The sequence below is a fragment of the Alteromonas antoniana genome (genome assembly GCF_019249295.1).
Classification (GTDB): domain Bacteria; phylum Pseudomonadota; class Gammaproteobacteria; order Enterobacterales; family Alteromonadaceae; genus Alteromonas; species Alteromonas antoniana.
Genome location: NZ_JAESDH010000017.1, coordinates 1 through 24,489, shown reverse-complemented (window position 1 = coordinate 24,489; position 24,489 = coordinate 1). Strand labels below are relative to the sequence as shown.

Here is a 24,489-nt window from a genome sequence, read left to right as displayed (position 1 = left end):
TGCTATCGTGACCTGAATAATCACCTTAATTGAATGACAGCTTCACCGGCAATCGCGGATACACGACGCCGTCACTGAAGGGCGGCAGAAGGCTTTTTTATCTTGCAGACTCTCAGGGAGGGGAGATGAAACACAACGGAATGACATTGGTTGAAATGGCCATCGTGCTGGCAATCTGCGGTATTCTCGCGGCTATTGGCGGCGCGTCTTACTTTTCACAGAGCAATACGCAAAGGTTGTATGCCATGCGCGCGGCGCTTATTCATCTTGAAGCTGAACAGGCCACGCAGCATTTGCTGACGCAGCGCTATGCAGCATCATTGCCTGGCGTCACGGATAAAAGATTCTCTGTGCAGGTGGTAAGTGCTGACAGTCACGATTTCACGATTAAAGCGATAAGTGCAATTGACACAGATAGCGGATGCGACGAGCTGACTATTACCAGTAGCTCGCGTCAGCCCGCCCGATGCTGGCAGTAGATTGGTTTTAACCGTTCTTTTTCTGGTTTTGTTGTGGTCGCCGTCTTTGCGAAAGCAGTTTTACCGCCGGTAGCTCTCTATAACAGCGCAGTATTGATACCTCAGCGCCGACTATGAACAGCTAAGGTTTGCCCCGGAGGCGTTTTCTTTAATACCGTCATTGTTACTGTCAGTCGCTGTGGTGATGCGTCCATACAAAGACATGAGCAGAGCCGATGCGGTTTTGGCATCACCGCCGCCAGGGCATACGACTATTTCCGCGTTTTTGGCGATGCCGCCGTTATCCAAAAATAACAGGTTGCCCGAAATGCCGCTTATTTGATTGCTTTCGCTAAGTGGGTCAGTACTGGCTATTAATCGTTCATCCGCGTCGCGGTTACCATTCCCGTTGTCATCAATAAAAACCATTTTGGCATTGGTCCAGGAGCCTGAGCAGCTCGAATAGTTTGTTGTAGGACACATAACAACATCCGCACGTTCATTAATCGCAGTAAAGCGGGCCTGCCTGGCCAGCGCGCTGAGGTTATTTACGTCAGCGGTCACCTTATTACTTTTTAAAATGGATTGTACGGATGGCGCGACAACCGTTAGCAGGATTGCAATAATTGAGAGTGAGATTAGCATTTCAATTAATGTCATGCCGTGCTGGCTACGCATCAGAATTTCTCCGGAAACTTTTATCTCAGATAAGCGTAAACTAAAATTATAGTATAAAGGTATCTGAAGTGAGGGGTGCGTCACGTTCATGATACCCGCATAATAACAATGTGATGCATTTTTGCACTAAGTTGTGACAACTCTCTCCTTATGTATCAATCGTTTGCTGACATTAATGTTCGCTTTAGCGTAAACTCAGCATATCAGGACGCCATTCTTAACAAGTGGATTTTACGATGCAGAAACAAGCAGTGATAGACGAGATGAGGGTGCTGCCAGAAATTGATGTGAATTTCGAGGTAGCGCGCCGCGTGTCTTTTATTAAACAGCAACTCAAGCAGTCAGGGTTAAATGCACTGGTGCTGGGGATCAGTGGCGGCATCGATTCCTGTACGCTGGGCCGGCTTGCACAGCTTGCAGTGAATGAGCTGAATGACGAGCATCACGAAACCTATCAGTTCGTCGCTGTTCGCCTGCCATACGACGTGCAGGCAGACGAAGAGGATGCGCAGGCATCTATAGACTTCATTGCCCCGACGGTGTCGCTAAGCGTCAATGTAAAGCCCGGTGCCGATGCCATCCACGACGTGACCTCTGAAGCGCTATCTGCAGCAGGCATATTGCCCGATGATCAGAGCAAGCAGGACTTCGTAAAAGGGAACGTGAAGGCGCGTACCCGCATGGTAATTCAATATGAGATTGCCGGTATGGTCGACGGTCTGGTACTGGGCACAGATCACAGCGCTGAAAATATTACCGGCTTTTACACAAAGTATGGTGATGGTGCGTGTGATTTGGCCCCCTTGTTCGGTTTGAGTAAGCGGCAGGTTCGTCAAGTTGCTGAACACCTTGGTGCGCCTTCTACTATTATACACAAAGCGCCTACTGCGGACCTTGAAAGCCTGACGCCGCAAAAAGCGGATGAGCAGGCGTTAGGCATGACATACGATCAAATTGATGATTTTCTTGAAGGGAAAAACGTGTCTGCTGAAGTGGAAGAGAAGTTGCTTTATATCTATGCGCGAACGCAACACAAACGCGTTCCCATTCCAACCATTTATGACTACGAGTAGGCTGCTATGAAAAAAATTGAAGCGATTATCAAACCTTTTAAAATGGACGATGTGCGGGAAGCGCTGGCTGAGGTTGGAATTGCCGGTATGACAGTGACCGAAGTAAAAGGATTCGGGCGTCAGAAAGGTCACACTGAGCTATACCGTGGAGCAGAATACCAGGTAGATTTTCTGCCCAAAATTAAAATTGAACTGGTATTGGCAGACGATGTTGTCGAACAGGCGATCGAGGCTATTGAGCAATCAGCCAAAACCGGCAAAATTGGTGATGGTAAAATATTTGTTTACAATGTCGATACAGCTATTCGTATCCGTACCGGTGAACACGACGACGATGCGCTTTAAGTTGCCTCAACATGGGGAAAACGGAAAGCGTTACGTCATCGTAACCTGAAAATAAAAAAGGTGGCTAAAGCCACCTTTTTTATTTATTTGTCTGTTTACTATTAACAGCGTTTCAGCAATTAATGATCGTGACTGTGGCCATCTTTACCATGCGCGTGGCCATGCTCAAGCTCTTCCGCCGTCGCTTCACGAATATCTACCACTTCCACTTCAAATGTCAGTGGTATGCCTGCCAGCGGGTGGTTTCCATCAACCACTACATCATCCTCTGTCGTTTCGATAACGACTACAGACTGCTCACCCTGTTGCGTGGTGGCGCGAAAAGACATGCCTACTTCTACTTCCATGCCTTCGAACATGGTTTTAGGCACACGCTGTACCAGCGCATCTACACGATGTCCGTAAGCTTTTTCAGGCTCCACAGAAACAGAAAAGCTCTCGCCTTTGTCTTTACCTTCGAGCGCCTCTTCCAGACCTTCAATCAGGAAACGGCGGCCATGCAGAACTGTCAAAGGCTCTTTACCGAATGAAGAGTCCAGTTCGGTGCCGTCCTCTGCGGAGACTTTGTAATGCAGTGTGACGACGCTGTCGGAGGTTATTGTCATAATAGTTCCTGTTTAATTGCAGTACTGGCCCTCGGCAACGCAGTACTTGTGAATGTAAGGCTATTTTCGCCCTTTGATGTTGCTGCCTTTTTCTTCTTCAACAGAATAAGGCAATGTCATTGGTGTAAATTCGAGATCCGGGGACGCCGCTAAGCGATGCTTATCTTGCGGCTGAGTATCATTGTTCAGCACGGCCATAATCCAGGACTCTTCTCCCAGAGAAGCCGCACGAATAATGGTTCCGCCTCGTCGCCAGTTCTCACCAACCTGTTTTTCTACGATACCATCCACAGCCACAGATGTCGCCCCGGGAACACAAAAGCTGTAGGCTGCGCGCTTGTTTTTACCCAGAAAGCGGGTGCGGGCGACCACTTCCTGACCCATATAACAACCCTTGTCAAAATCGATGCCAGACAAGGCTTGCAGGTTCATCATTTGCGGCACGAACTGATTCACTGACTCGCCCGACACGTCAGGTTGCCCGTTCGCTATTGAGATAGCCTCGAAAACTTCCTGACCGTATTCAGTAATCCCATCATCGTTACGTATTGGCGTGATTAGGGCGTCGGCGTCCTGGGTAATTACCCAATAGCCATTGGCGGGAAAGTCGGTGCGAAATACCACCCCCGATTCTGACTGCACTGAGCTCATCGCTGTGTCTGGCAACGTCGGGAAGTGTGATTTCAAATGTGCTTGTGCTTTCTCGCCAGTAACAAACCATTGGCTGTACGTCGCTGAGGCATCCTCGATGTCGACTTTCGAAAATACGCCATATTTTTGTAACTGCGCCAGAGAATGTTGCAGCGCATCGGTGTTCATCAACAATAACACCTGGTCCTGATGGCGCAGCACCGTCATCAACGCCCACGCTTTTCCCTTAAAGTCGCAGTGCGCAGCGTGACGAACCTGAGAGTCTGTCAGTGTTTTGGTATTAACGGTTAACTGCCCATGCAGATACTCATCGCATTGCTCACCCTTTAGGGAGACAACCCCAAAATGTGGCAGTGGAATGACGGCATTACTATTGAGTTCGCTTAAGCGCGACAGTGTCGCCATGGTGATCTCCTGGTCAAAACTTACAGTTCGCTAAGGCTGTATGGCTGCCTGTTTTTCGTTGTCGAACTGACATCAACTATCACAATGGTTTTAAGATGGGGCGGCATTGACAATATGCAAGGGAAAAGCACAAATTCCTGTTAAAAGGACAGTGATTTCGTTGACTTGCGCGTGATATGATTTGCCCGTTAATAACCTAAGTAGTGATCTATGTTTACACCAAAACGATTAGCGCGACTGAAGTGGGCATGCCGCCGCGGCATGCTGGAGCTCGATGTTTTATTGCTGCCTTTTGTCGAGGAAGCGTTTGACGGGCTCGACTATGAAAAACAGGAAACGTTCGAACGCCTTCTTACCAGTGACGATCCTGATCTGTTTGCCTGGTTTATGGGCCATCAGAAATGTGAAGACCCGGAGTTGGCCGAGATGGTGGATATCATAATCAAGCGTGTCAAAGTGTAATCTGACAATTCATTCGTTGTGTCGCTACCCACTCGAAAGGTTAATACCGGTCGCAGTGGCTGCGCTCATGTTTGTGATGATGCCAGCGCCTGTGTGGAGCTGGGTGCCCCAGTGGCTGGCGTGGACCATCCTGATTTTTGCTGGATTTTTTGCTCTGCTGACAGCGAACGCCGGCCAACCTGCTGTCGAGCAATTCAGCCTGGACGAGTCGGGGATCCTTATCCGAACAGCAATTGACCGCAAGCCGGTTGAGGAACACCCGTTTGTTATTGAACATCAATCCAGGGTCACCGCACTGGTCATTTACCTGTTTCTGAAGCCTGCAAGAGGGCGAACCATTCATCGCTGGATTTTTCGTTCGCAGTGTTGCGAACGCGATTATCGAAGGTTATGCCGGCAAATATCACGCACCTCGCGGCATGTCAGGGAGAAAACATGATTTCTTTGTATTTACGAGCATTGGCAAAGCGTGTTGATAAAAAGCCATTGCAGCAGTTTAAGCCACCGCAATTACCGGCAAGAATTTACAACAAGACGATTACCATTGAGCCTGAGCATTACGCAGATTATTGCGAACTTGTAGGCTGGGCTAACGATAAAAGGGTTCATCCCTGTTACCTTCAAACGTTATCGTTGCCGTTACAAATGGCATGCCTGCTGGATAAAAAAAGCCCGTTTCCGCTGCTGGGCCTGGTTCATATCAGAAATGACGTTACCCAGTACACCTTTGATCAGCAATTGCCAGTGGAGTTGCGCGTTCGCTTTACCGGTGTCCGCCAGCACCCAAGAGGCTGGGAATGCGATATCAATATCACAGCCTTTCAGCAAGGGCAGTGTGTGTATGACGCTACCAGTACCTATTTAACCCGGGTAAAAGCGTCCCATGTAGAGCCGGCCGGCGCCAGAGTCGTTAAACCACGGCAAGATGCGGCAGCAGCATCTGAGACAAAACAGATATCAGAATTTTCTGTGCCGGAGAATACAGGACGCCGGTATGCGCGCGTTTCAGGAGATAGTAACCCTATCCATTTGAGCCGCCTGTCCGCCAAAATGTTTGGTTTCAGGCACGCCATTGCTCATGGAATGTGGACTCTGGCGCGAAGTTATTCCGCGCTGGCAGATAGCATGGATAGCAGCTCTGAGAACATCCGACTACACGCCGAATTTGAAAAACCTGTCTTCCTGCCGGCAACCGTACACCTTGTCAATGACATGTCAGCTGACAATGATGAGCAGAAGGCGGCAGGCTTCAGGCTCGTTTCTGATGACGGCGAGCATTGTCACATTCGCGGGAAGGTATTTACGCTTCTTGCGACGCGCTGACTATCAGGAAGGCTTGCCGGGCGCTGAAAGCGCTGTAGGCAGTTCAAATCACGGTTAACGATAGATTGTCGCACAGGTTTGCGGATAAGGAGCTCGCCGATGTTGCCTGACTTGCTGGGGGGAAATCTAAAGCGCCATCGTGAAATGCGACGGCGCGCTAGTAAGATGCCGCATACATGACGAATTCGGCAGCGTTCAATGTGATATTTATATTCAGGTACTGAGTGTGCCGGGCTCAGTTTGTTGTCTGTTTTTCGACGGCGTCAGAATAGAGGGCTCGGCGTTATCGCTGGTTTCGGGATAATCCAGATTAAAATGCAATCCCCGGCTTTCTTTTCTTTGCATAGCACATCTGACAATGAGCTCTGCTACCGTCACCAGATTACGCAGCTCCAGCAGGTTATTGCTTACCCGAAAGTGCGCGTAATATTCCGCAATTTCCTGCTCTAGCAGCTGGATCCGGCGCATCGCCCGTTCGAGGCGTTTGTTGGTACGCACAATACCGACATAATCCCACATGAAAAGCCTTAGTTCATGCCAGTTATGCTGGATGATAACTTCTTCGTCTGAGTTGCTCACCTGCGATTCATCCCAGGGGGCAATGGGTTCTTCCGCCGTCACGTCATTCAGACGAGTGAGGATGTTTTCTGCCGCAGCACTGGCAAACACCACGCACTCCAGCAGCGAGTTTGAGGCCATTCGGTTAGCACCATGCAGGCCGGTGTATGCGACTTCACCGATGGCATAGACATTGTCCAGGTCGGTTTTCGCATTGAAGTCCGTCATGACGCCACCGCAGCTATAATGCGCGGCTGGTACAACCGGAATTGGCTCACGGGTGATATCAATACCCAGCGAACGACATTTTCTGTAAATGTTCGGGAAATGTTTAACGATGAAGTCAGCGGGTTTATGGCTGATATCCAGATACATGCAATCTGCGCCCAGCCGCTTCATTTCAAAATCAATCGCGCGGGCGACTACGTCCCGTGGTGCCAGATCGCCGCGTTCATCAAACTGCGTCATAAACGGCGTGCCATCGGCATGACAGAGCTTTGCCCCTTCACCGCGCAGCGCTTCCGTAATCAGGAAGTTCCTGGCCTGCGGATGATACAGGCAGGTTGGATGGAATTGATTAAACTCCATATTCGCCACCCGGCACCCTGCGCGCCAGGCCATCGCAATCCCGTCACCGCTGGACACATCGGGGTTAGAGGTATACTGATACACTTTGCTGCCGCCGCCAGTGGCCAGCGTAATAAATTTGGCCCGGATGACTTCAACATGTTCCTGCTGTCGATTCCACACATACGCCCCGTTTATCTGGCCGGGAGTCGTTTTGGATGGGATCAGGTCGATAGCATTGTAGCGCTCAAAAATATGGATATTCGGGTGTGCTGATACGGCGTCATTCAAAGTAACCTGCAGCGCTTCGCCAGTGGCGTCAGCGGCATGCAGGATTCGCCGGTGGCTGTGTCCGCCTTCACGGGTCAGGTGATAGCGCTCTTCGCCTTTATCGTCTTTTTCAGTATCAAAGGGAACACCTGAGCCGATAAGCCATGTCAGTGCTGATTTCGCACGTTCGGCGGTAAACCGGACTGCTGCTTCATCACACAGTCCGCCGCCAGCAAGGAGCGTATCCTGCACGTGCGCATCAATCGAATCCTGTTCATCGAAAACGGCAGCAATGCCGCCCTGTGCGTAGCGGGTCGAACCTTCATTACGATCGCTTTTGCTAAGCACGATAACATTGCAGTGATCGGCCAGCTTTAATGCCAGACTTAATCCGGCTGCTCCGCTTCCGATAATCAATACATCGCAGCGATGTTCAATGGAACTTGATGTACTAGGTAGTGAAGACGACACTGATTTCATGTATTTTTAGCATAGAAATTAAAAGCTAAGGTTCGGCAAGTCTAAAGGATGAGGTGTAAAACACAATCGCGTTTGGACCGATAGAGGCGTTTTTTTAAAAAAAACTGCCCGCATATAGAACTTTTATCATAGTGGATAGTCTACATGTACGCTTGCGAGAGCTATCGTGTAGTAGACGTTAAGGAGTAATAGCTCGAATGAGCGAGCAGATAACCGATCAACAGCTTGTTGAAAAGGTCCAGAGCGGCGATAAAAACGCCTTTAATCTTCTGGTTACCCGCTATCAGCATAAAGTGATGCACCTGGTATCCCGGTACGTGAAAAATACCGGAGATGTGGCTGATGTCACGCAAGATGCATTTATTAAAGCCTATCGTGCTCTGCCGAATTTTCGCGGAGACAGCGCGTTTTATACCTGGCTTTATCGAATAGCGGTTAACAGTGCGAAGAATTATCTGGTTGCACAAGGGCGTAAACCCCCCGCCAGTGACGTCGACGCACAGGAAGCAGATTATTACGAAGGCAGTGATGCCCTTAAAGAGCAGTCGACACCGGAACGCAGTGTGTTGACCGATGAGATTGAAGCGACACTGTTTCGCGTGGTAGAGAAGCTGCCAGATGATTTACGTATGGCTATTACGTTACGCGAGATAGAAGGCATGAGTTATGAAGAAATCGCCAACGTGATGGCGTGCCCTGTCGGTACAGTCAGGTCAAGAATTTTCCGCGCCAGGGAGGCGATTGATAAAGTTATACAACCGTTGTTAGAAAATTGAACTTTTCTGAAATGAAGGTTACTAACAGCTGTGTTAGGGTGGTAAATGATCACTATGATCAGGATTTGAGCATATGACGCAACAGCAAGAAAAATTGTCCGCATTCATGGACGGTGAAACAGAAGGCAATGACATCATTGATGCAATTAAGCAAGATGACGCATTGCAAGCCAAGTGGCAGCGTTATCACGTGATTCGAAGCGGACTGCGCAAAGAAGCCAGCGTAGCACCGCAGTTGGATATCACGGCAAGCGTAGCCAAAGCGCTTGAAGATGAACCTACTATTATGGCACCTAAGAAGTCACGATGGAGTAAAATCCCTGTGTTAGGAAGTGTCGTGCCGTTTGCTAAGCAGTCTGGTCAGTATGCCGTGGCTGCGTCTGTGGCAGCGGCATTGATTCTGGGTTACCAGCAATTTAACCAGCCAGTGACTCCGGATGAACCATTTATGACTGCACCGACGGTAATGCCTCAGGGGGGCTTGTCGCCAGTCAGTCTTCAGCAAACCCGAACGTTACCCCGTAACGATATGGCAACTATGCTGGAGAAAAAGCGTAAAGTGAATGCACTTATTGCCGATCACGAGCAGCAGGTTATGTTGAAGCAGGCGGAAGAGCAGAGCGAAGAAGCTAAGCGAAACAGCGGTTCTGAAGACAGTCCACAGTAATTAATTAAATGATAACTATTTGCCGTAACGTACCAGCCTCTCTCCGGCTGGTACGTTTGTTTTCAAGGGGAGTAAAATTCGCTGCGTTAATGTCATTAACGCTTAACACTGCGTATGCGCAGGATAATGTTTCTCAGCCCGATACTATTTTAACGGAACAAGGTCAGACTGAACGTCCCTCGTCAACGACCGAGCCTACTGATACACAGTCTTCAGAGGCCCAGTCCGGTGATAGCAATTCGGCTGAAACCCAGTCTATTGAGACCCAGTCTGTTGAGACCCAGTCTGGCGAGACCCAACCCTCCTATTTTCACTCTGAAAACGCGACACCAGAGATGACGACGTCAGACTGGCTGGCCCGACTGACTGCCGCTACGCGCGAGTTGAACTTTCAGGCTTCTTTTGTACAAAGCCGGGCAGGGCAGGAAACGGTGCCCTATTTGTGGCGACATGCCGTTATGAAGGACGGCCGCACGATGGAACAGTTAAATCTGCAAAACGGACCGGGCAGGGAACTGATCCGCGATGGTGATGTGGTCAGTGTGTTTGAACCCGACGTGCCTCCTTACAGCCTGCGTTCAGAATACATAAACGGCCCCATCCCAAGTGAGCTGCTTTATCACCCGGATAGTCTCAGAGACGGTTACGAGTTCGTCAGTGTAGGACGAGCCCGCGTGGCCGGGCGGCCGGCACAACAAATTCGTATCGTCAGTCGCGACAACAGCCGCTTCAACTATCAGCTGTGGCTGGATGAAAAAACCGGCATGCTGCTTAAGCTGAACATGTTGGATTTGCAGGGGGTGTTGCTCGAGCAGATACAGGTAACAGCGCTAACCATCACAGACGACCCTCATGAATATTTTCATCGCGTCAACCAGGCATCATTACCCAAGCCAATGGCGATTTCAGCTGCCAAAACCCGCGAGCATAACTGGGAAGTGACCTATTTGCCTACCGGTATGGAGGAGGTGCGCAGAGATATTCGTCGTCTGGCGCTGACGGGGCAGGTTGTCGAGTACAAAATGTTTAGTGACGGGCTGGTAGATGTGTCTGTCTACGTGCAGCCTGCAAACGAGGCATTAGGTTCAGATTTAGTCTTACGCCATGATTTGAATACCTTTCTTACGCTTACTGATGGAAAAGCACAGGTTACTGTAGTGGGCGAGATCCCGCCTAAGACCGCGCAATCCATTGCAACCTCATTGTCTTTGACCGGGAGTGGCAATTGATTACGGAAACGGCCACCGTTGTTGCGGTTGATAGGGATTGGATAACGGTAGAGGCGGCGATTAAAACCACTTGTTCAACCTGTCAGGCGCAATCAGACTGCGGCACCGGCGCAATTTCCCGTGCAATTGCGCCGAAAACACAACAGTTGACGCTACAGTCTCCCATGCCCGTTACCGTGGGGGATACGGTGCGCGTGGGTATTCCGGAAGCCGGTATTGTCAGTGCCTCGGCGCTGCTTTACGTCGTCCCCTTGCTGGTGTTTATAGTAAGCGCAGCGTTGTTCAACACGATGTTGCCGGCACTTGGACTTGCCAGTGAACTTTGGGTGCTGGCGGGCGCTGGGTTGTCCACACTGGCCGGGTTTGTCGTTATCTCAGGTCTGCTGAAGAAAATGGATGGTGCAAGGTTTCAGCCCGTGCTGCTCTCCAAAGTCGAAGATGGGCGGGCAGCTGCCTAGCGGGCAAAAAATAAGCCTGATCACACCACAATAAACCTCCAGATATTTCTGGCTGGTTCACTTGACGCAATTCCTGCCGCTATTTAGCGACTATTCGCTGACTTCATTCGCTTTTCGGCCAATAAATCGGTAAAATCCGCACGCTCCGCGCTGGTCTCTGAAATCACAGGATCCGCGGGGAATCGCTGCTTTGGAAAGCCAGGCAGCGAGGTAATATCAATCCACATAGATAACCGTACAGCATGGCGAAATCGGGTTTCCGTTCGCTTACGTAAGAGTTAATCAGGACACGTTTGCTTTGCAGACGTTTCCGTTAATCGCAAGCGGGGCTCACTGGCGTCAGGCGTGCCGTTATCTACGTGGATTGGTCATAGTTTAACGTTAATTTTTTTGCAGGTATTTTCCAGCATTATGCAACATTCGCACATTCGTAATTTCAGTATCATAGCCCATATCGATCACGGTAAGTCCACGTTGTCTGATCGTCTTATTCAACACTGTGGTGGACTGGCAGATCGTGAGATGGCAGAGCAGGTGCTCGATTCTATGGATATCGAACGTGAGCGTGGCATTACCATTAAGGCGCAGAGCGTAACGCTTAACTATACTGCCCGCGATGGCGAGACCTATCAGTTAAATTTCATTGATACGCCGGGACACGTAGATTTCACCTATGAAGTATCGCGCTCACTGGCCGCGTGTGAAGGTGCGCTGCTGGTAGTTGATGCCGGTCAGGGTGTCGAGGCGCAAACACTGGCAAACTGCTACACCGCTATTGATATGGATATGGAAGTGGTGCCTATCCTGAACAAAATTGACCTTCCTCAGGCTGAGCCCGATCGCGTTGCCGAAGAAATTGAAGATATTGTTGGTATCGATGCCGTCGATGCGGTGCGTTGCTCAGCAAAAACAGGCGTTGGCATTGAAGATGTGCTGGAAGTCATCGTCAACAGAATTCCTCCGCCGGTAGGTAAGCGTGAAGCTCCGCTGAAGGCACTTATTGTTGATTCATGGTTTGATAATTATCAGGGCGTGGTGTCACTGGTCCGCATCATGGAAGGCGAACTGAACGTGAAAGACAAGATTCAAATCATGTCGAACGGGCAGACCCATCAGGCGGATAAAGTGGGGATCTTTACGCCAAAACCTGTTGAAACTGGCGTGCTGCGTGCCGGAGAAGTGGGATTTGTTATCGCTGGTATTAAGGAAATACATGGTGCGCCAGTGGGCGATACCATTACGTTAGCGAAGAAACCGGCTGATAAAATGTTGCCGGGTTTTAAGAAAGTAAAGCCGCAGGTGTACGCCGGCGTTTTCCCCATTAGCTCAGACGATTATGAAGATTTTCGGGATGCGCTGGCCAAGTTAAGCCTCAATGATGCGTCGCTTTTCTATGAGCCAGAGAGTTCAGCCGCACTGGGCTTTGGATTCCGGATTGGCTTCCTTGGCATGCTGCACATGGAAATCATTCAGGAGCGTCTGGAGCGCGAATACGATCTTGGGCTTATCACCACCGCACCCACGGTAATTTACGAAGTCGTCACAACCAAAGGCGAGGTGGTTAAGGTGGACAACCCCTCTAAGCTGCCGCCAGTGAACGATATCGCAGAAATTCACGAGCCGATGGTTGAGGCGAATATTCTGGTGCCCCAGGAGTTTTTAGGTAACGTGATTACCCTGTGCGTTGAAAAGCGTGGTATGCAAACGAACATGTCCTATCATGGTAAGCAGGTTGCTGTGACCTACGAACTGCCGATGGCAGAAGTCGTTATGGACTTTTTTGACCGTCTGAAATCAACCAGTCGCGGCTTCGCCTCTCTGGACTATAACTTCAAACGTTTCCAGCAGTCTGACATGGTACGGGTGGATATCCTGATTAATGGTGAACGGGTTGATGCACTGGCTGTGATCACTCACAGAGATAATTCGCAAAGTCGTGGTCGCGAACTGGTGGACAAGCTGCGCGAGCTGATTCCTCGCCAGATGTTCGACATCGCCATACAGGCAGCGATAGGTAACCATGTTGTGGCCAGAAGCACAGTAAAACAACTGCGTAAAAACGTTATTGCCAAGTGTTATGGTGGTGATGTGAGCCGTAAGAAAAAGCTGCTCCAGAAGCAGAAAGAAGGGAAGAAGAGAATGAAACAGGTAGGCAACGTAGAGCTGCCGCAGGATGCATTCCTAGCAGTATTGAAGGTAGGTAAATAATGGCAAACTATTTTTCGTTGTTGCTGGTTTTTCTGACCGTTGCGACGGGCCTCATCTGGCTGGTTGACAGTCTGGTATTTGCGCCAAAGCGTAAAGCGCGGATGGCACAGACGGCAGCGGCAGCAGGCAGTAGCTCTGCAATGGATCCCCAGCCAGAGTTGCCATATCTGGTAGACACGTCTCAGCAGATTTTTCCGGTGATTGCCTTCGTTCTGGTATTGCGCTCATTTATCTATGAGCCATTCCAAATTCCATCTGGCTCTATGATGCCAACCTTGCTGGTGGGGGACTTTATCCTGGTCGAGAAGTTCGCTTACGGTATTAAAGATCCGGTTTTTCGTGAAAAACTGGTTGAAACCGGCGAGCCCGAGCGTGGCGATGTTGTGGTATTTAAATACCCGGAAGAGCCAAACATTGACTACATTAAACGTGTGGTAGGACTGCCTGGTGATACCGTTGTGTATCGAAACAAACAGGTTTATATCAAGCCTAAGTGTGACGGCGGCAGTGATTGCCAAGGCCTTACAAAAGTGCCATTGGAATTTGTCAGTCGCGGCGACTTTGTTCAGGAAATGGCACCACTGATGCGCTACAGCGAGCAGTTAGGTGATGTTGAGCATGATATTTTGCGCCACCCCACACGGGACATCAGCGCTGCGAATTTCTGGACGCAGCCAGGCACACGCAGTAATGAATGGATAGTACCGGAAGGCCAGTATTTTGTGTTGGGTGATAACCGCGATAATAGTCGCGACAGTCGCTTCTGGGGCTTTGTGCCTGACGACAACCTGGTTGGTAAAGCCGTGGCTATCTGGATCAGCTTCGAATTTGAGCGTGGCCCTGACAGCGCATTACCGTCGTGGATCCCGACCGGTGTTCGCTTTAATCGAGTAGGTGGAATCGATTAATGCAGGGCATAGACAAATATGCCAGGTTATACAAGGCACTCAATTATCGGTTTGAGGACAGCAGTCTGCTTGAGCAGGCGCTGACCCACCGCAGTGCCGCGAAAAACCACAATGAAAGGCTTGAATTTCTTGGCGACGCCGTACTTGGAATGGTCATCGCTGAACAGTTGTTTCAGCAATTTCCGGCAGTACCGGAAGGCAAGCTCACCCGTATGCGTTCGACGCTGGTAAAAGGGGAAACCCTTGCCGAGCTGGCCAGAGAGACCAGTGTTGGCGAGTTGCTCAAGCTGGGGCAGGGCGAACTGAAAAGCGGCGGTCACCGCCGCAGTTCCATTCTTGCTGATGCAGTAGAAGCGATTTTAGGTGCGATTTATTTAGAAGCCGGCTTCGAGGCAGTGCGCACCGTTATTCTGGATCTGTGGCAGTCGCGTATTCAAAAGCTGGATCCCAATGCTCATCCCAAAGACAGTAAAACGCGGTTGCAGGAATATTTACAGTCAAGAAAACAGCCACTGCCCAACTATGAGGTCGTGTCTATTTCTGGTAAAGATCATGCCCAGACATTCGAAGTCAGCTGTCAGGTGACTACACTGGAAAAGCCGGTGTTTGGTTCCGGAAACAGCCGTCGCAAAGCGGAACAGGAAGCCGCCAGACTCACGCTGGAGGTACTTGATGACAGCGAAAAATAATGGTTCGCGCTGTGGCCTTGTCGCTATTGTCGGCAGACCCAACGTAGGTAAATCAACGCTGCTCAATCGCTTGCTGGGGCAGAAAGTCAGCATTACATCGCGCAAGCCACAGACAACTCGTCATCGTATCCTAGGCATTGATACTGAAGAAAATTGCCAGGCCATTTATGTGGACACGCCGGGACTGCACCAGGAGGAGAAGCGAGCGATAAATCGCTTTATGAACCGCGCCGCATCGAGTTCGCTGGCCGAGGTGGGCCTGGTGCTGATGGTGGTTGAAGGCACGCGCTGGACAACCGACGATGAAATGGTACTTCAGAAAGTCAGGAACTCCGGTCTGCCTGCGTATCTTATTGTGAATAAGGTCGACAAGGTTGAAGATAAAGAAGCCCTGATGCAACAGCTACGGGTGCTTTCAGAAAAACACAGCTTTGAGCATATTGTTCCTGTCAGTGCAAAACAGGGCAAGATGGTGGATGATTTACGTACGCTGGTGATGGATAGCTTACCGGAAAGTGACTTTTATTATCCGGATGATTATATTACCGATCGCTCAAGCCGGTTTATGGCAGCGGAAATTATTCGTGAAAAGCTGATGCGTTTCACTGGGGATGAACTACCCTATTCCACAACTGTTGAAATTGAGCAGTTCAAGATGACAGAAAACGGGGTATACCGTATCAGCGGCCTTATCCTGGTTGAGCGCGAAACCCAAAAGCGGATGGTCATTGGAAAAAAAGGACACCATCTCAAAACTATTGGCGAGCAGGCCCGTAAAGATATGGAAAACCTGTTTGATAACAAAGTATTTTTAGAGCTTTGGGTAAAAGTGAAACAGGGGTGGGCTGATGATGAGCGCGCGTTGCGTTCTCTCGGCTACGGTGACGAATACTGAAGTATTAAGAGACGACAGACATGAATCGTCTGATTCGTTAAAAGCGCTGATGTCGGACTCGTTGCTTAACGAAAGACGGCTGCAGTTATCGTCCGTGTAACCTTTAGTACCAATGGTACGACCCAGCGGCTTTGATGCAAAATGCGCTTTTGTTATCCGCCTTCACAGGCCATTTTCTACTGTGTCAATTTGCCGTACTGGCTCGAAAGGTTACGGCATATTGACTCGTTGTATACCCGCACCAAGGAGTTGCTATGGCTATTTCGGATATGCGTCGCCAGTACACCAAAGGGCAATTGAGCGAAGCTGATCTTACCGAACATCCCATCACCTTATTTTCGCGCTGGCTAAACGATGCCATTGAGGCAGAAATTCCCGATCCTACGGCAATGACGGTAGCTACGGTGTCTGCATCCGGACAGCCTTCGCAGCGAATCGTACTGTTAAAAGATGTCAGCGAAGACGGGTTTATATTTTATACCAACCTGGGTAGTCGCAAGGCCCGTGAACTGGCCGAGAACCCGAATGTGTCGCTCCACTTTCCCTGGTTTTTCATGGAAAGACAGGTCAGGGTGTGCGGGATAGCGGAGAAGCTCTCGCTGAAAGAAAATGCCAGTTATTTTCTGTCACGTCCGAAAGACAGTCAGATTGCCGCATATGCATCCAGGCAAAGTCAGCCAATCTCCACAAAGGAATTGTTGTTGACGCAGTTTTCCCAACTCAAACAAAAGTTCGCTGATAAGACGCTACCGGTCCCGGATTTTTGGGGTGGGTATCGTGTAAAACCACACCAGATCGAGTTCTGGCAGGGAGGCAAAGACAGGCTTCATGACAGGTTTGAATATAACAAGGATGATCAGGAACACTGGCACAGTCAAAGACTGATGCCCTGATGATAGACAGTCATTGCCATCTGGACTTCGATACGTTCAAGGATGATATTGATAGCGTGCTTGCCCGGGCGCGCAAAGCAGGCCTGCGCCGGTTTCTTATTCCCGGAACCACACCGGATGGCTGGCAACGCCAGGTCACACTTTCCAAGCGATATAAGGATATCGATGTCGCCTATGGCCTGCATCCCTACTTTCTGCACAAGGACAATCAATCCGGGCTACAGGCATTATCTGAACATCTGAGTCACTGCGACGTCATGCCGCTCGCGATAGGTGAAATTGGTCTGGATGCCACCGTCGATATCCCCGAAAAAGAACAGCTGTCGGTGTTAGATACGCAACTTGAAATGGCGAAAGATGCCGGGTTACCTGTCATCCTGCATCACCGTAAAACGCACCACTTGCTGCTGGAGCGGCTAAAAGCCATGAAATTTGAAAATGGTGGCATTATTCATGCGTTTTCGGGTAGTCAGCAAGTTGCCGAAGACTATATCGATCGGGGTTTTATGCTGGGCGTGGGCGGAACCATTACCTACACCCGCGCGCAGAAAACCAGAGAAACATTTAAGAGCGTGCCGTTATCGTCACTGCTGCTGGAAACAGATTCACCAGATATGCCGATGTCCGGGCGGCAGGGAAAACGGAATGAGCCGGCATTTATCAGACAGGTGTTGTCATCGTTAAGTGAATTGCGTGACGAGGATGAGCAGCGATTGATTGATATGACTTCCGCTAACTATTCGCGCCTTTTCTCATCGAAGGGTACAGGTTGAGTTGGCCTGCCGGAAAGCCGTTTTTTGATAGCAGGACGTGCTTTATAAAAGCCTCTCGTCAGGTAAATACCCAGGACGAACGCAAGGAATAAGCAACCCGCAAGTACCAGTAAACGTGAACGGGCCAGCTGACGCGGCGGGCCGAGGATAACAGTCGGGTCAACCATCACCCGCAAATAGCCTGATACCTGACCACTGGCATTCTTGATATCCTGCACATGCACCACCGGCGGAGTTTTACTTAAATAAGCCTTGCTGACGACCGGAGTGTATTTTTCCAGCGGCGCAACTACCTGCCCGCGGCTATCGTATACATTCGCTTCTATGACCGCCTCTTCCTGCATCAGGATAGTGAGCAACGATGAGAGGGATTCAATATCTTTTGCCTGAAGGTGTGGCTGCAGTATTTTGCTGTACTGCCTGGCAAGTGGTTCGCCAGGTTGGGACGTTTCCAGTTTCAGCCAGTCTTCCTGCAGTTGTTGATAAAGCAGTAATGTTCCCATCGCCACCGCGATTGCGACAGACAGCAACACCGTATGAACCAGCCTCTTCATTACGACATAGGCACTGTGAGACGTGACCCTTTCAGCTCTACGTTCTGATTCTGATGCTGTGCGAGAAGCGATTTCTTGCATCAATACTCCTGCATGTCAGTTCTGCTCCAAAGTGGATTCGGGAGTGATGGTTTTATATGTCTAATAATGCATATTACCGAAAGCATTAACAAGTCGACAGAGGTGAATGGCGCTATGGTATAAGCCGTCATACTGTGGCAAGCCGTTGGTGGGCCGGAAGCGGTCGTCATGGGCAACGCGCTGAAATAGCTGGAGCATAATAGCGCGAGCCTTCGGACTTGTAACAGAGCTGTGCTCTGCACTGGGATATAGCCAGATGTTTGGAAATATTACGGATGGTGACTTTGCGCCGTCACTATCTTGGGCTAGGATGTGGGCACTTTTTCGTTAGATTAACGGCCATGCAGTGACTGATATCTCTATTCCAGAAAGCGCAAAACATGAAGCGCCAGTGTTAACTCGTCTGCTTAAAACACATAATGCCATCACTTTTGACATTCACAGTCGCCAATGGTCTCAAAGCGAGCCAGCTTTGTGTGATCAGGCGACGCTGACGTGCTTTGCACAGGCACTAACGCTGGCGCAGTGTGAGGCAGTGATTTGTGAGCTGGAAGAATATGTTTGTGTGGGGGCGCTGTCGCTGCACCCGTTATCGGGTCACTTTGGCGAGACAGTGGTGCGGGCGCCCGTGCTGTTTAAGCAGGAGTCAGGTCTGGCGAAAGCCCTGTCTACCCTGTCAGGCAAATATCATATCGACATTGGTATTCAGCGTGCGCAGCCTTCGCTGACCGCGCCTGGCTTGTTGGTAATGGATATGGACAGCACCGTTATACAAATAGAATGTATTGACGAAATTGCCAGATTGGCCGGCCTGGGCGATGAAGTGGCAGCGGTAACTGCTAAAGCGATGCGAGGCGAACTGGCATTTAGCGACAGCCTTATCTCGCGGGTTGCCTGTCTCCAGGGCGTTGCCGTAAACCAACTTCAGCAGATACGCGACAGTATTCCGTTGATGCCCGGTATCCAGTTGCTGGTGGATACATTGAAATCCCATGGCTGGAAACTGGCGCTGGCATCGGGAGGGTTTACGTACTTTGCTGACTATCTCAAAGGACGGCTTGGACTGGATGAAGCGCGTGCAAACGTGCTTGAAGTTGATGAGCAAAATGCAACGCTCACAGGCAGGGTTGCAGGCGATATTGTTGACGCTGAGGTTAAAGCGCAAACAGTAAGGTCTCTGGCTCAGCAGTACCAGATCGCCGATACGCAGACCATTGCGATGGGTGATGGTGCAAACGACCTGGTAATGATGAAAGAGGCGGCGCTGGGTGTTGCCTGTCATGCGAAACCGGTTGTTAATGAAAAAGCCGATGTCGCTATTCGTTACAGTGGGCTGCACGCCATGCTGTACTTCCTGGGGCAATAAAACATTCCTCGGTATTGCGAGCCTTTTACAGAAGTAGTTTGCAGGCGCTTATCGACACTGCCGCTTTTCTATCGCTACAGTGCGATACCGGCAGGGGGCGTTAATCGCGACAACATTCAGGAAGACAGCTTTCAAAAGTTAGCTTCCCGATCATTTTTGCTGGCGTTTCTTTAATGAGCTGCAACAGCTTAGCTTGATGCAGCCTGGCTGTACATTTACAAAAATGGCGTGTCAGACGCTGAAGAGTTCACGTCCTGAACGAGCAAATATGGTGTTTGCGCGGGATTAAGCCGGTACGCAAAAGTAGCGGATAAGGTCGCCTTACATCCTTGCTATCGAGGCCTATCAGGCACGCAGTAGTGCCTTGATGCCATTCGGTTCCACCTGATGCTGAGAAGACAGAATACGGTTTTTATTGATGACTGAGGGCTCGAAGTTGTAGCGGAACAGGACTTCATCAGTTATATCCATCAGATGCGTACACGCAGCAATACTCCAGAGGCGTTCTTCCAGCTCTTTTGCCCGATGGATAGCGTAAACGCTGACATAGTTAATTTCTGCCTGCAACATGTCCAGATCCGGCTTTCCGGTTGTGGTAAGCATGACGTGTAACGCGATAAACTGGCCACGAGACATCGCTTCGCGAATAAAGTTATAGCGCATGTCGTCAGAGGTAAACTGATTATCGAAGCGAGGAATAATCGCCATTCTTGAGTCTTTTTGCGATGGGTCGAAGGCAATGAAAAGCTCTCGTCGGATGGGCAGATTTTCCACTTTGACTTGTTTAACGCCCTGTTGAACAAACGGCGAGTCAAGGTTTCTGTCCCGGAACATAAACTCAAGGTTTATCTGGTCTTTTCCTGAAAAATGGCTGGCAAGTCGGGAAACCCGCTCATCCTGCTGTCCGATGATACTGGCTTCCGGCTTATAGCGCGCGCCTTCTTTGCTAAGCAGAAAAGAAAGTGAAGTCACATTACGGGCATTGATGATACGCAGTGCATGGCCAATGCCGGGAACTTCTTCTTCCTCTGGGTAGCTTTTCAGCGTATTGCGGTTTTGCTTAATCAGATCATCAAAAAAGTGTCGTGCGCTCTGGCCAGCATCGCCTGCAACGCTCTTTAAATGAATGATGTTTCTGTCAGGATTGTAATGCACTACCTGATATTGCAAATCCATCACATTGTGCTTACGCGTAAGCTCCTGCAACTTCGGGAAGGCGATGGTAACAGGGGTGTCAATTCCCCCGCTGTATTCTCCGGTCACTTCCAGTCGCAGACCGTGTACAGAAATATCTTCACTAACACCTTTTAACGTGATGCCCGTATCATTTTGCTTAAGCTCTATCGCTGAACGCAGCAAGTATCGTGATTCAAGACGTTGTTCCTGTGGCTTGAAACGGAACGTGCGGATTTCTTCGGGCACGCGGTTGCGTGGGTGTCCGAACACGCGAAGGTGGCTCAGGTTGTTGCGGCTGAATTTATATTCACTGTAGCGTCGCTGACCAGCGTCACTGGTGATGTCGGTAATATGAAGTAACCATCTTAAGTTTTTTAGTTTCGACATCAGTCGCGGCGCGGGTGGCGTATTTTGTCGCTTGATCTTGGTGCCAACGCTATCAGGGATGGACAACGGAGCATGCGCCTGGTCGGGCGTCATCGATGTCATTGTCACCTTGAATACCCGCCAGCTAACTTTGCGCGAACCAAATCCAAGGAATACGCCTCGAAGTACGTCCCTGGCCATCAGTTCATCAGAGCTGGCGGAGTAAAAGTACACTTTTTCATTCTGCAGGTGAGTGAAGCTGTAAACGAACATCTCGCGCTTTTCTGGCTTTTTCTGGCGTAAGGATGTGAGTCGTTTGCTATTAATTAAAAAGCCAAGACGACTGTCGTTCGCTTCATCACTCCAGTAATGAATAATTTCCCGGTTCACCTCGTTCACCATCGCGTAACGCGGGATAAGCTCGTTATCGATTTCATCGACGTATACCGGAAGCGTAGGGCTGCGCGGGGAAAAATATTGCTCGCAAGACTTGTTAACAATGGCCTCGATGGTATTGGCCATGTTGACCTTATAGCGGCGCTTATTGCCGTGGATAAAGCTTTCTAAAAATTGATCGAACGCCGGGCTGGGGTATTCTTTCGCGCGTCGCAGCGCCAGATACTGAATTTCTTTCTTACGAATAATCTTCACAACGGTATAGGCAATGCCGTTGCGTTTATCCATGGTGAATTCGTCTTCAAGACCACGGAAATAAACCTGAACTTTCTCGTTGGGTTTGAACAACGACTCTTTGCTCAGTTTGACCTGAATGCCCTCGGTGGAGACATCCACACTAATCCCACGAATAGAGTGATTACTCTCGTTAAAAATCTCCAGCGCCACCGCGAAATTCATGCGTTCTGTTCCGCGGCTGGAGTAATCGAGCAGGTTGACGATAGGCACGTTGTACTTCGCCATCGTTCTTGCGCGGGAGCTCAGCTTGTCTTCCTGCTCGTCTGCTTTCTGAGTTGCTTCGCTTTTTTCACGCATCACGCGATAGTTATTTTCGGTCGCCTGAACGGCTTCATAAACACCGAAACTGTAGTGTCCGAACACGCGGACTTGTTGCTCGAAGGTTTGAATGGCAATGTCGTCGAGGTAATGCTTGATGCCGTCGTATTCGTAAAGCTGGCAATCACCATCGACCTGACCTCGCAAATCGATAGAACGCATGCAGGGACGGGAGAGTCGCTTTACCTCCATTTTAATCAAAAAACGCTTTTCTTTGGGGAGACCGCCTGCAACCTGAGAAAGAACCTGATTGAACTCAGGTTCATTTACCATTGGTTTCAGTTGTTCAATAATGTCAGCGTATTGCTGCAGGTCTTGGCTCATGCGTTATTTTCTGAATACTTGTTATTAGCAACTCAATGTATCCTATCGGCACGCCAGCCAAACTCTGAACAGCGAATGTTCATAAAGGCCAGTATGCAAGTAGGGTAAGTATGGTGGTAGAATACTCTGAAATACAGCGAGTTAAAACATAATTATGGCAAAGCGTAAAACCGCCTACGTGTGTTCAGATTGTGGGGCGGAATTCCCGCGCTGGCAGGGGCAGTGCAGTGAATGTAAAGCCTGGAATACAATCAGCGAATTTGTTGTCAGTCCGGCAACGTCGTCATCAAAAACTACACATTCAGGCTACGCCGGGCAAACTGCGGCAAAAATAGAAAAGCTCAATGCTATTGACCTTGAGTCGCTACCGCGGTTTAGTGCCGGTTTTAAAGAGCTGGATCGGGTTCTTGGCGGCGGCATTGTACCGGGGGCGGCAATGCTGATTGGTGGCTCTCCCGGAGCGGGGAAAAGCACATTGCTGTTGCAGGTCATGTGTCAGCTGGCAGCAATGGAAAGCGCGCTGTATGTGACAGGAGAAGAGTCGTTGCAGCAAGTCGCAATGCGCGCTAAGCGACTGGGACTCCCTGATGACAAACTGATGATGCTGGCAGAAACCAACGTGGAAACGATCTGCGATTTAGCCTTGCAGAACAAGCCCCGCATTATGGTTATAGATTCCATACAGGTGATGCATGTGGCAGATGTGCAGTCTGCGCCAGGCAGTGTTTCTCAGGTCCGTGAAAGTGCCGCTTATCTGACTCGCTTTGCTAAGCAACACCACATATCCATGTTTATCGTAGGGCATGTTACCAAAGACGGTAACCTTGCCGGCCCCAAAGTGCTGGAGCACTGCATTGATGCGTCAATGATGTTAGAGGGCGAGAGTGACGGACGTTTTCGTACCTTACGAAGTCATAAAAACCGGTTTGGCGCGGTGAACGAGTTGGGTGTGTTCGCGATGACAGAAAAAGGCCTGAAGGAAGTGAATAACCCTTCTGCTATCTTCCTGAGTCGCGGGGAGCACCAGGCGCCAGGTTCCAGTGTAATGGTGATCTGGGAGGGGACTCGTCCGCTGCTGGTAGAAATTCAGGCGTTAGTAGATTACTCGCAGATGGCGAACCCACGGCGTGTTGCAGTGGGGCTTGAGCAAAACCGCCTGGCTATGCTGCTTGCCGTGCTGCACCGTCATGGCAACGTACAGATGAACGATCAGGATGTCTTTGTGAACGTAGTAGGCGGCGTCAAAGTGTCGGAAACCAGTGCGGATCTGGCACTGCTGTTGTCGATGGTATCGAGCTTCCGCAACCGTGCCTTGCCCAGAGAGTTAATCGTATTTGGTGAAGTTGGTCTGGCCGGTGAGATCAGGCCTGTACCTAATGGCACAGAGCGCATTCTGGAAGCAGCAAAACATGGTTTCAAGCGCGCCATCGTGCCGAAAGCCAATGCGCCAAAGCAACCTGTACCCGGGTTACAGGTGGTGCCGGTAGCTCAGCTTTCTGAAGCGCTTGATGCGCTGGAATAAATAGCGTCTATCAGGGCTTCGAGGTCGTGCTCACTTAAGCTGTTATCGCGGCTGTTTAAAATAATCAGGCGACGCAGAGCGCTAAGACTGTCCAGTTCGATAAAGGCGACCTTACATCCCATGAAGGTGCGAGGTGAACGGGCGTCTGACTGACGATAAAGCTGTTCTAACTGAATGACTATAGTCGGGCTGTCATCGTTTGCTTTAAAGCTGATTTCATAAGGCTCGTGGCTGTCGAAGGGTAACTCAAGCAGCGCGCTTTCTGTTGCACTAAGCCGGATCCCCTGAAGAGAAACATCTTCGATAACCACCGGCACGGTAATGTGTTGATGTCGCAAGTTGCCCTCGACTTTCAGGGAAATGCGTTGAAACTGTCTTTTATCTGTCATTAGGCTTTTCCGACTTCACTGCACGCAATATCAAGTAATAGACAGATCATCCTCTCAGGTCAATAGCAAACAGGCTGGCAACGACATAAATTCGTCATATTCCCAAATAGTGGCGACGTAAACGGGAAGATTAATAAGGTTATCTCAAGCTATCAGATAACTCGCAGCATAAATTCCGCGTATGTTCAGAGGCAAAATCGTGTCATCTTTCTTTCGTTGCTAATGGGTAAGAATAAAAAAAGCCGGTGAACACCTAATGCCGATCAGTTAAGATTATTTTGATGATCGGTTGACCGATCTTTTCAAGGCTTCAAAATCCGATATCAGTC

The 24,489-nt window shown here is 49.8% G+C and carries 26 protein-coding genes; 18 read left to right on the top strand and 8 right to left on the bottom strand.

Going from position 1 to position 24,489, the window contains the following annotated elements:
- Positions 1 to 125: 125 nt before the first annotated feature.
- Positions 126 to 479, top strand: a complete 354-nt coding sequence (locus tag JKP77_RS14480) for a type IV pilin protein (protein ID WP_218311878.1) — start codon at positions 126 to 128, stop codon at positions 477 to 479.
- A gap of 111 nt (positions 480 to 590) precedes the next feature.
- On the opposite strand, the gene JKP77_RS14475 is transcribed toward JKP77_RS14480, so the two are convergent.
- On the bottom strand, positions 591 to 1,136 hold the full coding sequence (locus tag JKP77_RS14475; protein WP_218311877.1) for a GspH/FimT family pseudopilin: 546 nt from the start codon (positions 1,134 to 1,136) through the stop codon (positions 591 to 593).
- Between the two features lie 236 nt (positions 1,137 to 1,372).
- Here JKP77_RS14475 and nadE point away from each other — a divergent pair, with 236 nt between their 5' ends.
- Positions 1,373 to 2,209, top strand: a complete 837-nt coding sequence (gene nadE / locus JKP77_RS14470) for an ammonia-dependent NAD(+) synthetase (protein ID WP_218311876.1) — start codon at positions 1,373 to 1,375, stop codon at positions 2,207 to 2,209.
- Between the two features lie 6 nt (positions 2,210 to 2,215).
- Positions 2,216 to 2,554 carry a P-II family nitrogen regulator gene (locus tag JKP77_RS14465; RefSeq protein ID WP_218311875.1) on the top strand — a complete coding sequence of 113 codons (339 nt, stop codon included), beginning with the start codon at positions 2,216 to 2,218 and terminating at the stop codon, positions 2,552 to 2,554.
- Between the two features lie 119 nt (positions 2,555 to 2,673).
- On the opposite strand, the gene JKP77_RS14460 is transcribed toward JKP77_RS14465, so the two are convergent.
- Positions 2,674 to 3,159 carry an FKBP-type peptidyl-prolyl cis-trans isomerase gene (locus JKP77_RS14460; RefSeq protein WP_218311874.1) on the bottom strand — a complete coding sequence of 162 codons (486 nt, stop codon included), beginning with the start codon at positions 3,157 to 3,159 and terminating at the stop codon, positions 2,674 to 2,676.
- A 60-nt stretch (positions 3,160 to 3,219) separates the two neighbouring features.
- A complete protein-coding gene (ygfZ, locus tag JKP77_RS14455; RefSeq protein ID WP_218311873.1) occupies positions 3,220 to 4,215 on the bottom strand; it encodes a CAF17-like 4Fe-4S cluster assembly/insertion protein YgfZ in 996 nt (331 codons plus the stop codon).
- 210 nt (positions 4,216 to 4,425) lie between these two features.
- Here ygfZ and JKP77_RS14450 point away from each other — a divergent pair, with 210 nt between their 5' ends.
- Genes JKP77_RS14450 through JKP77_RS14440 form a run of 3 tightly spaced genes read left to right on the top strand, consistent with a single transcriptional unit; the run spans position 4,426 to position 6,000 of the window.
- Positions 4,426 to 4,677 (top strand): FAD assembly factor SdhE, encoded by a 252-nt coding sequence (locus JKP77_RS14450; RefSeq protein ID WP_218311872.1) that lies wholly within the window; start codon positions 4,426 to 4,428, stop codon positions 4,675 to 4,677.
- 55 nt (positions 4,678 to 4,732) lie between these two features.
- Positions 4,733 to 5,116 (top strand): protein YgfX, encoded by a 384-nt coding sequence (locus JKP77_RS14445; protein WP_218311871.1) that lies wholly within the window; start codon positions 4,733 to 4,735, stop codon positions 5,114 to 5,116.
- Positions 5,113 to 6,000: a MaoC family dehydratase gene (locus tag JKP77_RS14440; RefSeq protein WP_218311870.1), complete on the top strand. Its 888-nt coding sequence runs from the start codon at positions 5,113 to 5,115 to the stop codon at positions 5,998 to 6,000. Before JKP77_RS14445 ends, JKP77_RS14440 begins: the two co-directional genes overlap by 4 nt.
- A 213-nt stretch (positions 6,001 to 6,213) precedes the next feature.
- Here JKP77_RS14440 and nadB read toward each other — a convergent pair whose 3' ends face one another.
- Positions 6,214 to 7,875 carry an L-aspartate oxidase gene (gene nadB, locus JKP77_RS14435; protein ID WP_218311869.1) on the bottom strand — a complete coding sequence of 554 codons (1,662 nt, stop codon included), beginning with the start codon at positions 7,873 to 7,875 and terminating at the stop codon, positions 6,214 to 6,216.
- Between the two features lie 197 nt (positions 7,876 to 8,072).
- On the opposite strand from nadB, the gene rpoE reads away from it, so the two are divergent.
- From rpoE to JKP77_RS14415, 4 genes are all read left to right on the top strand, one after another.
- A complete protein-coding gene (gene rpoE / locus JKP77_RS14430; protein WP_218311868.1) occupies positions 8,073 to 8,651 on the top strand; it encodes an RNA polymerase sigma factor RpoE in 579 nt (192 codons plus the stop codon).
- A gap of 73 nt (positions 8,652 to 8,724) precedes the next feature.
- Positions 8,725 to 9,318, top strand: a complete 594-nt coding sequence (locus JKP77_RS14425; RefSeq protein WP_218311867.1) for a sigma-E factor negative regulatory protein — start codon at positions 8,725 to 8,727, stop codon at positions 9,316 to 9,318.
- Positions 9,319 to 9,407: 89 nt separating this feature from the next.
- A complete protein-coding gene (locus JKP77_RS14420) occupies positions 9,408 to 10,547 on the top strand; it encodes a MucB/RseB C-terminal domain-containing protein (protein ID WP_218311866.1) in 1,140 nt (379 codons plus the stop codon).
- Positions 10,544 to 11,005 (top strand): SoxR reducing system RseC family protein, encoded by a 462-nt coding sequence (locus tag JKP77_RS14415; RefSeq protein ID WP_218311865.1) that lies wholly within the window; start codon positions 10,544 to 10,546, stop codon positions 11,003 to 11,005. Before JKP77_RS14420 ends, JKP77_RS14415 begins: the two co-directional genes overlap by 4 nt.
- An 83-nt stretch (positions 11,006 to 11,088) precedes the next feature.
- On the opposite strand, the gene JKP77_RS14410 is transcribed toward JKP77_RS14415, so the two are convergent.
- The gene (locus JKP77_RS14410) at positions 11,089 to 11,232 is read right to left on the bottom strand and encodes a hypothetical protein (protein WP_218311864.1); all 144 of its coding nucleotides are present in this window, start codon (positions 11,230 to 11,232) and stop codon (positions 11,089 to 11,091) included.
- Positions 11,233 to 11,416: 184 nt separating this feature from the next.
- Between JKP77_RS14410 and lepA the strand changes: the two genes are divergently transcribed.
- From lepA to JKP77_RS14380, 6 genes are all read left to right on the top strand, one after another.
- The gene (lepA, locus tag JKP77_RS14405) at positions 11,417 to 13,213 is read left to right on the top strand and encodes a translation elongation factor 4 (RefSeq protein WP_218311863.1); all 1,797 of its coding nucleotides are present in this window, start codon (positions 11,417 to 11,419) and stop codon (positions 13,211 to 13,213) included.
- Entirely contained in the window at positions 13,213 to 14,121 is a 909-nt protein-coding gene (gene lepB, locus JKP77_RS14400; RefSeq protein ID WP_218311862.1) for a signal peptidase I, read from the top strand. The genes lepA and lepB overlap by 1 nt, the downstream gene beginning before the upstream one ends.
- Positions 14,121 to 14,810, top strand: coding sequence for a ribonuclease III (gene rnc / locus JKP77_RS14395; protein ID WP_218311861.1), 690 nt, complete (start codon positions 14,121 to 14,123; stop codon positions 14,808 to 14,810). The genes lepB and rnc overlap by 1 nt, the downstream gene beginning before the upstream one ends.
- A complete protein-coding gene (gene era / locus JKP77_RS14390) occupies positions 14,794 to 15,705 on the top strand; it encodes a GTPase Era (RefSeq protein ID WP_218311860.1) in 912 nt (303 codons plus the stop codon). The genes rnc and era overlap by 17 nt, the downstream gene beginning before the upstream one ends.
- Positions 15,706 to 15,959: 254 nt before the next feature.
- Positions 15,960 to 16,598 carry a pyridoxamine 5'-phosphate oxidase gene (gene pdxH, locus JKP77_RS14385; RefSeq protein WP_218311859.1) on the top strand — a complete coding sequence of 213 codons (639 nt, stop codon included), beginning with the start codon at positions 15,960 to 15,962 and terminating at the stop codon, positions 16,596 to 16,598.
- Positions 16,598 to 17,371: a TatD family hydrolase gene (locus JKP77_RS14380; RefSeq protein ID WP_218311858.1), complete on the top strand. Its 774-nt coding sequence runs from the start codon at positions 16,598 to 16,600 to the stop codon at positions 17,369 to 17,371. The genes pdxH and JKP77_RS14380 overlap by 1 nt, the downstream gene beginning before the upstream one ends.
- Here the strand turns inward: JKP77_RS14380 and JKP77_RS14375 are convergent.
- Positions 17,335 to 18,006 (bottom strand): AhpA/YtjB family protein, encoded by a 672-nt coding sequence (locus tag JKP77_RS14375; RefSeq protein WP_218311857.1) that lies wholly within the window; start codon positions 18,004 to 18,006, stop codon positions 17,335 to 17,337. The genes JKP77_RS14380 and JKP77_RS14375 overlap by 37 nt on opposite strands.
- A gap of 346 nt (positions 18,007 to 18,352) precedes the next feature.
- Between JKP77_RS14375 and serB the strand changes: the two genes are divergently transcribed.
- Positions 18,353 to 19,372, top strand: coding sequence for a phosphoserine phosphatase SerB (serB, locus tag JKP77_RS14370; RefSeq protein ID WP_338024876.1), 1,020 nt, complete (start codon positions 18,353 to 18,355; stop codon positions 19,370 to 19,372).
- Between the two features lie 345 nt (positions 19,373 to 19,717).
- Here the strand turns inward: serB and JKP77_RS14365 are convergent, their stop codons facing one another.
- Positions 19,718 to 22,249: a PilZ domain-containing protein gene (locus JKP77_RS14365; protein WP_218311856.1), complete on the bottom strand. Its 2,532-nt coding sequence runs from the start codon at positions 22,247 to 22,249 to the stop codon at positions 19,718 to 19,720.
- A 154-nt stretch (positions 22,250 to 22,403) separates the two neighbouring features.
- Between JKP77_RS14365 and radA the strand changes: the two genes are divergently transcribed.
- Entirely contained in the window at positions 22,404 to 23,771 is a 1,368-nt protein-coding gene (gene radA / locus JKP77_RS14360) for a DNA repair protein RadA (protein WP_218311855.1), read from the top strand.
- Here the strand turns inward: radA and JKP77_RS14355 are convergent.
- Positions 23,738 to 24,160, bottom strand: coding sequence for a PilZ domain-containing protein (locus tag JKP77_RS14355; RefSeq protein ID WP_218311854.1), 423 nt, complete (start codon positions 24,158 to 24,160; stop codon positions 23,738 to 23,740). The genes radA and JKP77_RS14355 overlap by 34 nt on opposite strands.
- Between the last annotated feature and the right edge of the window lie 329 nt (positions 24,161 to 24,489).